This window comes from Pontibacter locisalis, assembly GCF_042684605.1.
Taxonomy (GTDB): domain Bacteria; phylum Bacteroidota; class Bacteroidia; order Cytophagales; family Hymenobacteraceae; genus Pontibacter; species Pontibacter locisalis.
Genome location: NZ_JBHULU010000021.1, coordinates 750,401 through 762,661, shown reverse-complemented (window position 1 = coordinate 762,661; position 12,261 = coordinate 750,401). Strand labels below are relative to the sequence as shown.

Sequence of the window (12,261 nt, the reverse complement as noted above, 5' to 3'; positions counted from 1 at the left end):
ACCTATGCTGTTACGTATTTTACTTTAAAGTCGGCATATGCCAGAGCAATACCTTCTTTCAATTCAGTTTTATGCTTAAAGCCAAGGCTATGGAGTTTGCTTACATCCATAAGCTTTCGTGGAGTACCATCGGGTTTTGAAGTATCAAATTCTAGCTCACCCTCAAAGCCCACTACATCTTTGATCAATAGCGCCAGGTCCTTGATGGAAATATCCTCTCCTGTGCCGATGTTTACCAGTTCACGCTCACCATAGTTCTCCATCAGGAAAACGCAGGCATCTGCCAGGTCATCGGCAAAAAGGAACTCGCGCATTGGACTACCCGTGCCCCATACGGTTACAGCAGGTGCATTGTTTTCCTTTGCCTCATGAAATTTTCGAATGAGGGCCGGTAACACGTGCGAGTTGTTCAGATCATAGTTATCGTTGTAGCCATATAGATTAGTAGGCATTACGCTGATGAAATTACTGCCATACTGGTCGCGGTAAGCTTCGCAAAGTTTAATGCCCGCAATTTTAGCAATGGCATAGGGCTCATTCGTCTGCTCCAATGGCCCTGTTAGCAGGTACTCTTCCTTGAGTGGCTGTGGAGCCATTTTCGGGTAAATGCAGGAAGATCCCAGGAACATGAGTTTGGAAACCTGGAAGAGGTGCGCAGCATGAATGAGGTTCGCCTCAATCATCAGGTTGTCGTAAAGGAAATCTGCCCGGTAAGTATTGTTCGCGTGGATTCCTCCCACTTTTGCAGCTGCCAGGAAAACATAATCAGGCTTTTCAGCTTCAAAAAAATTAAAAACAGCCTTTTGGTTACGCAGGTCCAGTTCTTTAGATGTTCGTGTGAGTATGTTGGTATAGCCACTCTCCTCCAGCTTCTTAACGATCGCAGAGCCCACCATACCTCTATGCCCTGCCACGTATATTCTAGAATTTAATTCCATAGTTTATGTAAATGTAACTACTCAGTTAGTATGAATTTCAACCCAAGGCAGCTGGCGTAGTGCACTACCGACGATTTTTTGTCTGAGCGATCAGCGAGTTCAAAATCGTCTTGATTCTTTTGCCTACTTTTCTCTTAATCGAGGGCCCCTACCCCCATCAAGGAGAAAAGTAGGGCCCAGCCGGCAAGGCGAAAAGCCTATTAAATGTTAAAAGCTTTTAAATTACTACTGCTTATCTATTATTTTAAAACAAGTTAAGAAAACCCTTACCTAGTTTGCTAGAAATCTACTTGGCTTTATACTTCCCCTACTATATTTAGTTTTGCATATCCTCAGGAAGGATTATAAATTAAAAGTTATTCTGACTTTAAACCTTCGTCAACCTCTTCCACCATGGCTGAAGCTCCTGATCCTCGGCATAGTAACCGTACCCGTAACCGTAGCCATACCCGTAGTTTAGTTTTTTATAATCAACATCATTAAAAAGAATAGCCGTATTCTTTATCTTACCAGCCTCATACTGCTGCTGAATGTTCATCAGGAAAGATTTCAGGGTATAGTCCTGACGAACCATGTAAATACTGGCATCCGCTATTTGCATCAGTTCCATACCATCTGAGAGTATACCTACCGGTGGTGTATCCACTATAATGTAATCAAAGCTGGACTTTAACTGCTGCACCAATACGTTCATCCGCTGGCTTAACAACAACTCAGAGGGGTTCGGCGGAATCTCTCCCGAAGGTAGAATGTATAAATGCTCCTGGATCGTGGTATGGATAACATCTTCTATGGAAGTATGGCCTGCCAGGTAATTGCTTAATCCATGGTTACTGTTTACCCCAAAGTCAACATTATTGTTTGGCTTACGCATGTCGGCATTCACCAGTAAGGTACGCTCACCAGAGATAGCTAATATATAAGCCAGATTCTTCGCAGAGAAGGTCTTTCCCTCCCCACTTACAGAAGAAGTAATCACAATGATTTTACCCTCTTCAGCTGGGGTATCCACCATAAACTTCAAATTAGAACGTACAGTTCTGAAAGCTTCTGCTAAAGCTGACCTTGGACTTTGGTTAATTAAATTACTGCTATCCCGGCTGTTATGCCCCACCATTCCTAATACCGGAATGGTAGTATAAACCTTGAGGTCCTCTACGGTGGTGATTTTATTATTAAAGAACTCTTTTAGAAAAATGAGACCGAGCGGAATCGCTAAGCCCAGTAGAAAGGCAGTAAAGTAATTCTTGGAGGAATTTGGAGCAATTTGCCTGGCAACATAGGCATCACTTAATATAGTTACATCAGAAGCATTGGCTGCTTTGGCAATACCAGCTTCGGCTCGTTTCTCCATCAGGAACACGTAGAGTCCTTCGCTGATATCAAACAGGCGCTTCACATTCAGCATTTTCCTTTCTTCTGCTGGAATGCGCCTGAGTTCAGAAAGCGTCTTAGCGATCTTCTGATCCAGCTCCTTAATTGCCATATCATTTGTAGCCTTTATACTCGCCAAACTCTCAAGGATATTTCCTTTAAGTACAGCCAAGGCATCCTGCTTTAGTTTGATTTGGTTTATCAGCCTCGGATTCGCCTGCACTTCGTTCTTTTGAAGCACATTTATTTCTGATTGCAAGGTGATAAGCTCTGCGATCAAACCATTCAGAATCGGATCATTAATACCAAGACTGGACGGCACCACTACATGCTCCAGTTCCATCCCTTTAACAATATAATTCTTCAGGTATTTGTAATACTTGTCATTTGTAAGGATGGAAGCTCTGTCACTCTGTATAGCTTCCAAAGCTCCTGAAGCAGCACCTGCCGCAATATTACCTGCGGTAAGGCTTGAATTGTTCTTCTTGAGCATTTCCAGCCTGTTTTCAATGATGGCCAGAGAGTCACTTATCTCTGCTAACTGAGAATCGATAAAGTTTAGCGTATTTACGGCATTCGTGTTTTTGATAGCCAGGTTATTCTCATCATAGGTCCGCATATGGGCATTGAGAAAATCCATGTCTTTTGCTGGTGTTGGACCATTAAGCTTCATAGCCATTACCGAGGCACCTCCGGGCAGAGGCGACACATCTAAAGCCGAAGCATAATAACCTGCCAGCTGCTCGGGATCATTTACAATAAAGAGGATCTCGTTCTGATAAGCAGCCAGTCCCTCGCCATTGCTTTTTACAGTAAAGAAAAATCCGTTGATGTTATAGGTATTGCCGGTAACAAATAATTTATTGTCAAATAAAGGTTTCCAACCCGGATTCTCTGTGCTTATCTTGAAAGAATTATCGTTGGCAAAATCAACTTTGAACAGTACACCATAAGGAAAATTAACTGTAGCAGAGTCTACAACAACCTGAATTGGAGAGGTATTGTATGTCTCGGTTAACTTTACATTGCCTTGTTGGTAGTAACTAACCCCAAAGTTTAGCTTTTGGAGGGTTTTAGCAGCAAGTGCTTTTGTTTTCAGAAGCATAATTTCATTCTGAAAACTCTTGGAGCCTTTAAAAACCTCTGAGCCGTACAAAATGGCTGTTGCAGTCGCACCTTCATCAACAGGCCTGCTGATCATCACCGTAGACTGCACCTCAAATTGCGGAATGGTGTACCGGTTTACCAGGAAGGCCCCTACTAAAGAGATAAGTACAGAGGCAGCAATGAAGTACCAATGCATCAAGGCTTTATTCAGAAGCTTCTGAATATCCAGTCCGGGTTCTTTTATGGCGTGCTTCTTTTCCAATTTATGAGTCTGCTTTTACTGGGCTACCCGAAGGGCTATAAAAGTAAGTGCGGTAAGTACAGAGATACCTAAACTTAGCGTGGGAATTATACTTTCCTTGAAGTATTTAGCTGGCAAAGGATCCACCACGATCATATCGTTAGGTTGCAGGTAGAAATTTTGACTGGTAATAATGTCATCATCCAGCATACTAAAGGTATAAAGCTTTGCCTTATCGCCTTCGTAGCGCATCAGCCTGATTTTACCCCGGTTGGAGAAAGGGCTGAAACCACCTGCCAGGGCTATGGCCTCCACCACATTCAGGTTTTCCTGATCTGCTGTGATCTTACCCTGTGATCCAACCTCACCTAAAATGGTAAACTGGAAGTTAAGCAGGGAAACAAAAACATTGGGTTGAGACAGGTAAGGCTTGATTTCTGCTGTCAGTTTAGTGCGGGCCTCTGCAATGGTAAGACCAGCTAAAGATACCTGCCCAATGGTTGGCAGAAGGATGTTCCCGTCAGCATCCAGTTTGTAGCCTTTCTCCTTCGGGTTAATTCCGGAGCCCTCGCTTGAAGTAGAAGCCAGAAAATTATACTCTTGCTGCGTAGTGCTCTGTACCTGTAGTGAAATCACATCACCTGGCTTCAAGGTGTATACTGTCCGCTTCAGATCAAAAGTTTTCACCAGCTCATCAGCTCTCCCCTGATCTTTTACAGTGGACTCATCCTGCAGGAGCATTAACTTCTTCTGCGGAACACAGGAACCAAATACTATCATAGCAAATAGTATCTGAAATGCGATCAGGGCTTTGCGCATTGGCTTCGTACTCTCCAAATCTTCTTTATTTAAAACTTAAAGTTAAGCTTTAACCTTCAATAAAGAATCAAATTATAAAATTAATCTTATTTACTACCACTGCAGGAGCTAAAATTTAACAAACCCTTAAAAAGCCAGCTGAATTCCATTTGTAATAGCATACACAAATTTTGTTACGGGCACGATGGGTTCATCCTCGTAAGTGCAGCTGAAATTGGTGCGAAAAGAAAGCTTGTTGGTGAGTTTAAAGCTTAAAGAAACGTCCCCGCTCACCCGGTTACGAAACACTTCTGCCTCCTGGTCATACCCAACCTGGCAATAAGCGATTCCCTCCGTACTAACATTATCGGACAGTTTAGCCTTGGTGCTGATGTAGTTCGTAGACTTCAGAAGGTCCGAAGTAACCAGCCTATTCTCCTGCTCTGGGTTCTCCCACTCCTCATGTTCATGCATTAGACCTGTTCCAAAATACACATTCACGTCCTTCTCCCGGAGCAATGCAATCCTTAGTCCTCCACCGGCCAGTGTTCTCAGCTCCAGCCCACGGGCCTTGTCCGCCTGCACCTGTGTAAAAACCTCGTAAGACAGCTTTCTACGCCTGAAAAAGTTTATCCTAAAGTGAGAATAACCGGTACTCGCTACGGTATTTCGCAGCTCCTCCGAATCATAGTTCACCAACAGGTAGTTATAATAGTTCAGGAGCAGATAACTGTGCTGATTCGAAATATAAGCCAGGTCACCGTTGAATGTCAACTGCAGGTAGCTGTTAGGATTATTTTTGCCTGCATTACGGTTGAAAAGAGAAAAGTTAACTCCGGCTTTACCTGTCAGGTAGTTTACCGTATCCTGGTCCACCCTGGATCTTTCAATATTCAGTATCTGTGCTTTTGCAGGAATGACTGTAAAGAATAATAAAGAGATAAGTAGTATAGCAAGAGCAGAGATTAAAGTTTTACTGTGCATAAATGATGATGTTGCTTTTCTGCAGGTATTGAGAGTCACAAAAGTAAACATTCTGTCAATTTTAACGCTTATAATAAAAAGGTGCAAGCCTGTAAAGCTTAGATAAGCATCAGCGGGCAACATATTTTTAATAAACCTGCATGAGCCATGGCAAGATGTTCAATAGAAATGATAGAGGCACTGCGCGAGACTGCCAGCCGCCTGCATAAAGGAGCTAATTACCAGTGGGGCCATATGGGCAGTTGCAACTGCGGCCACCTGGCACAGACTATCACAAAGTACAGTAAAGGCAAGATTCATGGAGCAGCCATGTGGCGCTACGGCGACTGGCGCGAACAACTACGCGATTACTGCCCGCACAGCGGCTTACCTATGGATGAGGTGATAGACCAGATGCTTGATTTTGGCTTTACCAGGCAGGAACTTGCCCACCTGGAGACCTTAAGCGACCCCATCATACTTGACAATCTGCCACAGGAAAGAAGACATCTAAAACACAACCAGCGCGATGACGTGGTACTATACTTAACCACTTGGGCAAAACTACTTGAGACACAACTGCTTCCACAAATCAAACTGAAAAAAGACCTTGAAAAGGTGCAGGTATAGTCAAGCATAAAAACGGTTTTGCTTCTAAACACAGCTGCTTTTCTTTAGCTTTGGGAACCTAAGCTAAATTCTCAACTATGATAAAAGAAGAAACAGTTGCCGCCGCCGCAACTTATGTGCAGCAACTGCTTTCCGGCGAAGGATCAGGACATGACTGGTGGCACATTCTTCGTGTATGGAACAATGCTAAAAGTATAGCAGCGCATGAGCAGGCTGATATGTTTGTGGTTGAGCTGGCTGCCCTGCTGCATGACATTGGTGATCATAAATTTCATAATGGCGATGAGACCGTAGGACCTAAAATGGCACGGGCATGGCTGGAAAAGCACCAGGTAGAGGAAAAGACAATTCAACACGTTTGCCAAATTATAAAAGACCTCTCCTTTAAAGGTGCTAACACTTCCTCAGCCATGCATAGCCTGGAGGGGCAAATTGTTCAGGACGCGGACCGTTTGGATGCTATTGGAGCCATTGGCATTGCCCGCACCTTTGCCTATGGTGGTCACAAAAGCAGGGAACTGTACAACCCGGAAATTAACCCTGTGCTGCACGATTCGTTTGAAGCCTACAAAGCGAGCACAGCTCCTACCATCAATCATTTTTATGAAAAGCTTTTACTGCTAAAAGACCGTATGCATACTAAAACCGCTAAAAAAATAGCAGCAGACAGGCACCTTTACATGGAAAACTTCTTAAAACAGTTTTACAGGGAATGGGAAGGAGAAGCATAAACCACTCTTATAGATTTTAAACCTCATTGCCCATAGAACCTAAAGCATGGAGATACCATTACTCTCAGATGTAGTAATCATACTTGGACTGGCTGTAGTTGTGATACTGCTTTTCCAGCGGTTCAGACTTCCTACCATTTTAGGTTTTCTTGCAACAGGTGTTATTGCCGGTCCCCATGGACTCAGCCTGATAAACAACACCCACGATATTGAAATACTCGCCGAGATTGGCGTGATCCTGCTTCTGTTCATCATAGGTATGGAGTTTTCGCTGCGTCAGCTTGCCATGATAAAACGGACCGTTTTGCTGGGAGGCACTACCCAGGTGATGGCCACGATAGTTTTGGTAGCGGGTATTATGCTAATGCTAAATTTCACAAAAGGCGAGGCGGTTTTTATGGGCTTTTTGATTGCATTGAGCAGCACGGCTATTGTTCTCAAGCTATTGCAGGATAAAGCAGAAATAAACAGTCCGCAGGGAAAAGTAGTACTGGGGATTCTGATATTTCAGGACATCATAGTAGTGCCTATGATGCTCTTGTCGCCATTAATGGCTGGCGGTACGCAGAATATAGCATGGGAACTCTTTTTAATGGTGTCTAAAGGGGTACTGGTAATTCTTTTTGTATTGGTGAGTGCCAGATACCTGGTTCCAAGGCTACTTTACCAGGTTGCACAAACGCGAAGCAAGGAGTTGTTTATCCTGAGCATTGTGGTTATCTGCTTTGCAGTTGCCTGGTTAACCTCCAGCTTAGGCTTGTCCCTGGCATTGGGTGCTTTTATGGCGGGGCTTATCATTTCTGAGTCAGAGTACAGTCACCAGGCTACCAGTAACATATTACCATTCCGGGAAATTTTCACCAGTTTCTTCTTTGTATCCATTGGCATGCTCCTGGATTTTGGGTTTATGCTGCAAAACCTGCCTGTCATCCTGTTATTCACAGTAGCTACTTTTTTTCTGAAAGGATTTGTAGCCACCGTAGCGGCAAGAATACTGCAGTACCCCATGCGCGTTTCCATACTGGTTGGCCTTTCCCTGTTCCAGGTAGGAGAATTCGCCTTCATACTCTCCAATACAGGCATTACCTATGGTTTGCTTTCTGCTGAGACGTACCAATACTTTCTTTCAGTGTCGTTGCTAACGATGGCTGTAACCCCCTTTGTGATACAATACTACCACCGTATCGCCTCTTCTGTAGATTCCCTGCTTTTTAAAGGGGGAGATCCAATGCCCTTTGAGAACCAGAAGGAGCAAGAACATGGAGAACTTTCAGATCTGAATGACCACATCGTGATCATAGGTTTTGGTATCAACGGCCGAAATGTTGCAAAGGCAGCCAAGCATGCGAATATTCCTTATGTGATCATTGAACTGAATGCCGTAACTGTTCGACATGAACGGCATTTAGGCGAACCTATCTTATATGGCGATGCTGTACATGGTACCATTCTTACTCATGTTAACACACAAAAGGCACGGGTAGCAGTTATTGCCATATCAGACCCGGAAGCCACAAAGAGAATCATCGCCGGTATTCGTCAGATTTCCGATAAGGTGCACATCATTGTCAGGACGCGTTTCTTACAGGAGATGGAAGAAAACTATCGTATCGGGGCAGATGAAGTTATTCCGGAGGAGTTTGAAACTTCCATAGAAATCTTTACCCGGGTACTGTCTAAGTACTTAATGCCCCGCGATCAGATTGAAAGCTTCACAACCATGATCCGATCTGACAATTATGATATGCTACGAAGCATGACCGGGCGGAACAGTAATATGGGAAGCTTTGAGGTAGACCTGCCGGATATAGAAGTTGCCAGCCTGCGGGTTTATACAGATGACAAAGAAATCATCAATAAGCCTTTACTTGAGGCAGACGTTCGTAACAGGTTCAGCATCACCATAGTTGCCATCAAGCGGGAAAGCAAAACAATTCTGGACATTAATGCCAAAACCATGATAAACCAAGGTGATATAATTTATGTCGTAGGCAAGCCAGACGATGTCATGCGTTTCAATAATTACTTAAGAGCTGATTAAAACTACAGTTTATTCAATACCTCCTCTACTTCCTGGTGAACCTTTTTATAGCCGGCATTGAAGTTTTCTATCGCTCCCTCCGTCCAGCCACGCCAAACCAGGACATTTGTTTTAGGATTGATAAGATCTATGATGAGCGTACCTGATTTAAACAAATCTACAGACCTGTAGCCAGGCAAACCGGCATTATTATAGCCGTAACGATAACCATGCATATAGCCGTAGCTATAGCCAAAGCCGGGAAGGAAATTTTCGGGTTTGTCCTTTTCAAGTGGAACTGAAACACTGACATCATAAGCCACCAGTAAATCAGGATTTTCTGTCACTTTCAGATAGCCTTTTTCTTCGAGCTCCTCCTCTACCGCACGTCGTAACTTCTCGTCTAATCCTGAACCAAAGCCAGGATCATATTCTGCCGCAGCTTCAGGTTTCTGCTGATACCAGCTATAAGTTTTGTAGCGCTTAAGATTTGCTCCTGGGGCAGATATGGCATTTGTGCTTTTGATACCAGATGTCACCACACAGGCACACATAAAAAGCGGCAACAACAGCAACTGCAACAGAGAAAGAAGTTTTTTATTAAGCATGTTTAAGTTTATACATTAGTTGGCTTAAGCAAAATCAGACCTAATGCCAGTTTTATTGATTGTAGTGGCAAGTTAAAAATAATATCCCTCCCATTCTATACTTTACAGCTGTCGCAACAGCTTCTGAAGCACCCTGAAATACCACAGACTTATCAAAAAGGCTCATTTACAACTATTAAAGTGCGTTTTACGTGTATGAGAGAAAAATAAATTAAGAACTTATATATAAGACTATGGATACAATTTCATCTCACGTACCAGCCCCACCACCAAAATGGGTCGAAAATTTTGCTAAAGTTGGGTTAACAGCCAAAGGAGTGGTCTATTGCCTGGTTGGCATCCTTGCCTTTATGGCAGCTTTTGAATTAGGCGGCGGCTCATCCCAGAGTGCGGGTAAAAAAGGAGTATTTCAATTTATACTGGAGCAGCCCTTTGGCAAGTGGCTGCTTGGTGCGGTTGCACTCGGATTAGCCTGCTATGCCATCTGGCGATTTATTCAGGGTTTCAGAGACACAGAAAATGAAGGCCATGATGCAAAAGGCATTGGCAAAAGAATCCGCTATATCTTCAGTGGATTAGTATATGGTGCCCTTGCCTACCTGGCAGCAAACATGGCTCTGGGAAACGGAGGCAGCGGTGGCGGCGGAGAATCCCGTGAGACACTTGCCAGCCAGCTACTACAGCAGCCTTTTGGTCAGTGGTTAGCCGGTATCGTTGCAGTAGCTATTATTGCAACAGGATTGTACCAGATCTATTATGGCCTTTCCGATAAGTATAAGAAGAAAGTGCAACAGGTTGGATTAAAACACGATATCGAGGAAAAAATGATCCGGATGGGTAAAATTGGCTATGTTGCCAGGGGCATTGTCTGGATTGTAATCGGATATATGTTTCTTCAGGCTGCACTTCAGTCAAATCCGCAACAGGCCGGAGGCAGCAGCAGTGCCTTTCGGTTCCTTGAGAACTCCTCCTATGGATCCTATTTATTGGGAGCTGTGGCAATTGGATTGGTTTTCTACGGCATCTTCATGTTCATGCGGGCCAAGTACCAGCCTATCAATGTAAGATAATCAGGAATCAATAACTTTTGAGGACCTGCCTGTAAGTTGTGTAGCTTACAGGCAGGTCTTTTTTGTTTCCCTTTAAAGAGCAGGCATCTTACATTAGGCATTATATTTCTAAAAAAGGACATAGCAGGAAAAGGGAGTGACAAGATTAAGGTGGTATAAATCTAAGTTAAAAATTTATACGTAAAATGCTATTTTAAAACCTTCCTGAAAACCCTCACATTTAACACAATAACACCCTAGTTAACAACCGCTTAAACAGCTTACAAAAAGTTACTATTCAGGTCGTTCAAAATATTTTTTCTGCTAATTATTTTATATACTATCTTTGAATGAACTGAGCCTGATTTTGGAACATTAACTTAATGAAAAACACCCCTTTTAAAATCTTTATTCTGGATGATGATGTTTGGTACAGCGAACTGCTGGAATACCATTTGTCCCTGAATCCCGATTACGAGCTTAAGAAGTTCCATTCTGCGAAAGACTGCCTTGCCTGTATGCACGAGCGCCCTAACGCGGTAACCCTCGACTATTCCTTACCAGATAAGAATGGTGATGAAGTGCTAAAGCGGATAAAGGAATTAAACCCAGACACCCAGGTTGTTATCATTTCTGGCCAGGAGGATGTAGCCACTGCTGTAGACCTCCTGAAGAAGGGGGCATATGACTATATTGTAAAAGACGAGGACACACCGGAAAGGCTCTGGAACACGATAAATAAGATCCGTGAAAACGCCTCCTTACGCGAAGAGATAAGCCAGCTTCGTGAGCAAATCGGTCAGAAGTATGACTTCAGCAAATTGATTGTTGGCAACAGCGAAGCCATAAAGCGTGTCTTTTCCATGATGGACAAAGCTGCCAAGACAAATATAACTGTTTCAATTACAGGAGAGACCGGCACAGGTAAAGAGTTAGTAGCCAAAGCCATCCATTACAACGGAATAAAAAAGGACAGTCCTTATATAGCTGTAAACGTAGCCGCTATACCAGGGGAATTAATAGAAAGTGAACTGTTTGGCCACGAGAAAGGTGCATTTACAGGTGCCCTGGCCCGCAGAATCGGCAAATTTGAAGAGGCAAATAAAGGCACGATCTTCCTGGATGAGATAGGAGAACTTGACGTTAGCCTTCAGGCAAAGCTACTCCGCGTACTACAAGAGAAAGAAATTACAAGAGTTGGAGGAAACACAGTGGTACCAGTAGATGTACGCATCATTGTGGCTACACATAAGAACCTTGCTGAAGAGGTAAAGAAGGGGAACTTCAGAGAAGACCTTTACTACCGCCTGCTTGGCCTTCCTGTAAACCTGCCCCCTCTCCGAGAAAGAGGAAGTGACATACTGGTACTGGCGAAGCATTTTACAGATGCCTTTTCCAAAGAGAACGGAATGAGCAGAAAAACATTTTCTGAAAAAGCCCAGGAAAAGCTTCTCTCCTATTCCTTTCCCGGTAATGTCCGCGAACTGAAGGCTGTGGTGGAGCTTGCGGTTGTTCTCTCAGATGATGAAACGATTCAGGAGCAGGACATCAACTTTACTGCAAACAACTCAGATAAAGATTTTCTGGCTACAGAGCGGACTCTTAAGGAATACACAAAAGAAATCATTCAGTACTACCTGGAGAAGTATGATTACAATGTCTTGTATGTGGCCGATAAGCTGGACATTGGTAAGTCTACCATTTACCGCATGATTCAGAACAAAGAATTAACAACTTATTAAACAAAGTCTCTCTGAGATGAACCTTTTACCTCGGTAAAAAGAAAAATAAGCTATTCATCT

At 43.4% G+C, this 12,261-nt stretch carries 10 protein-coding genes; 5 read left to right on the top strand and 5 right to left on the bottom strand.

The window, feature by feature from the left end; translation table 11 throughout:
• Positions 1 to 2: 2 nt before the first annotated feature.
• The 4 genes from fcl to ACFSRY_RS17245 form a co-directional block, all read right to left on the bottom strand.
• A complete protein-coding gene (gene fcl, locus ACFSRY_RS17260) occupies positions 3 to 938 on the bottom strand; it encodes a GDP-L-fucose synthase (RefSeq protein ID WP_377510732.1) in 936 nt (311 codons plus the stop codon).
• A gap of 367 nt (positions 939 to 1,305) precedes the next feature.
• Positions 1,306 to 3,681: a polysaccharide biosynthesis tyrosine autokinase gene (locus ACFSRY_RS17255; protein ID WP_377510729.1), complete on the bottom strand. Its 2,376-nt coding sequence runs from the start codon at positions 3,679 to 3,681 to the stop codon at positions 1,306 to 1,308.
• Between the two features lie 15 nt (positions 3,682 to 3,696).
• On the bottom strand, positions 3,697 to 4,497 hold the full coding sequence (locus tag ACFSRY_RS17250) for a polysaccharide biosynthesis/export family protein (RefSeq protein ID WP_377510726.1): 801 nt from the start codon (positions 4,495 to 4,497) through the stop codon (positions 3,697 to 3,699).
• 108 nt (positions 4,498 to 4,605) lie between these two features.
• A complete protein-coding gene (locus tag ACFSRY_RS17245) occupies positions 4,606 to 5,442 on the bottom strand; it encodes a DUF481 domain-containing protein (RefSeq protein WP_377510723.1) in 837 nt (278 codons plus the stop codon).
• Positions 5,443 to 5,589: 147 nt separating this feature from the next.
• On the opposite strand from ACFSRY_RS17245, the gene ACFSRY_RS17240 reads away from it, so the two are divergent.
• The 3 genes from ACFSRY_RS17240 to ACFSRY_RS17230 all read left to right on the top strand — a co-directional run bounded on the left by ACFSRY_RS17240 (position 5,590) and on the right by ACFSRY_RS17230 (position 8,823).
• Positions 5,590 to 6,051, top strand: coding sequence for a hypothetical protein (locus tag ACFSRY_RS17240; RefSeq protein ID WP_377510720.1), 462 nt, complete (start codon positions 5,590 to 5,592; stop codon positions 6,049 to 6,051).
• Between the two features lie 77 nt (positions 6,052 to 6,128).
• Positions 6,129 to 6,782 carry an HD domain-containing protein gene (locus tag ACFSRY_RS17235; protein WP_377510717.1) on the top strand — a complete coding sequence of 218 codons (654 nt, stop codon included), beginning with the start codon at positions 6,129 to 6,131 and terminating at the stop codon, positions 6,780 to 6,782.
• A gap of 46 nt (positions 6,783 to 6,828) precedes the next feature.
• Positions 6,829 to 8,823 (top strand): cation:proton antiporter domain-containing protein, encoded by a 1,995-nt coding sequence (locus tag ACFSRY_RS17230; RefSeq protein ID WP_377510713.1) that lies wholly within the window; start codon positions 6,829 to 6,831, stop codon positions 8,821 to 8,823.
• Positions 8,824 to 8,825: 2 nt separating this feature from the next.
• Here ACFSRY_RS17230 and ACFSRY_RS17225 read toward each other — a convergent pair whose 3' ends face one another.
• Positions 8,826 to 9,410 carry a DUF4136 domain-containing protein gene (locus ACFSRY_RS17225; protein WP_377510710.1) on the bottom strand — a complete coding sequence of 195 codons (585 nt, stop codon included), beginning with the start codon at positions 9,408 to 9,410 and terminating at the stop codon, positions 8,826 to 8,828.
• 233 nt (positions 9,411 to 9,643) lie between these two features.
• Here ACFSRY_RS17225 and ACFSRY_RS17220 point away from each other — a divergent pair, with 233 nt between their 5' ends.
• A complete protein-coding gene (locus ACFSRY_RS17220; protein ID WP_377510707.1) occupies positions 9,644 to 10,480 on the top strand; it encodes a DUF1206 domain-containing protein in 837 nt (278 codons plus the stop codon).
• Between the two features lie 362 nt (positions 10,481 to 10,842).
• Entirely contained in the window at positions 10,843 to 12,201 is a 1,359-nt protein-coding gene (locus ACFSRY_RS17215; RefSeq protein ID WP_377510704.1) for a sigma-54-dependent transcriptional regulator, read from the top strand.
• Positions 12,202 to 12,261 lie beyond the last annotated feature (60 nt).

Coding starts and splice junctions, on each gene's coding strand:
- fcl (WP_377510732.1), bottom strand. CDS start 938: ATGGAATTAAATTCTAGAATATACGTGGCAGGGCATAGAGGTATGGTG.
- ACFSRY_RS17235 (WP_377510717.1), top strand. CDS start 6,129: ATGATAAAAGAAGAAACAGTTGCCGCCGCCGCAACTTATGTGCAGCAA.
- ACFSRY_RS17225 (WP_377510710.1), bottom strand. CDS start 9,410: ATGCTTAATAAAAAACTTCTTTCTCTGTTGCAGTTGCTGTTGTTGCCG.
- ACFSRY_RS17230 (WP_377510713.1), top strand. CDS start 6,829: ATGGAGATACCATTACTCTCAGATGTAGTAATCATACTTGGACTGGCT.
- ACFSRY_RS17240 (WP_377510720.1), top strand. CDS start 5,590: ATGGCAAGATGTTCAATAGAAATGATAGAGGCACTGCGCGAGACTGCC.
- ACFSRY_RS17215 (WP_377510704.1), top strand. CDS start 10,843: ATGAAAAACACCCCTTTTAAAATCTTTATTCTGGATGATGATGTTTGG.
- ACFSRY_RS17245 (WP_377510723.1), bottom strand. CDS start 5,442: ATGCACAGTAAAACTTTAATCTCTGCTCTTGCTATACTACTTATCTCT.
- ACFSRY_RS17220 (WP_377510707.1), top strand. CDS start 9,644: ATGGATACAATTTCATCTCACGTACCAGCCCCACCACCAAAATGGGTC.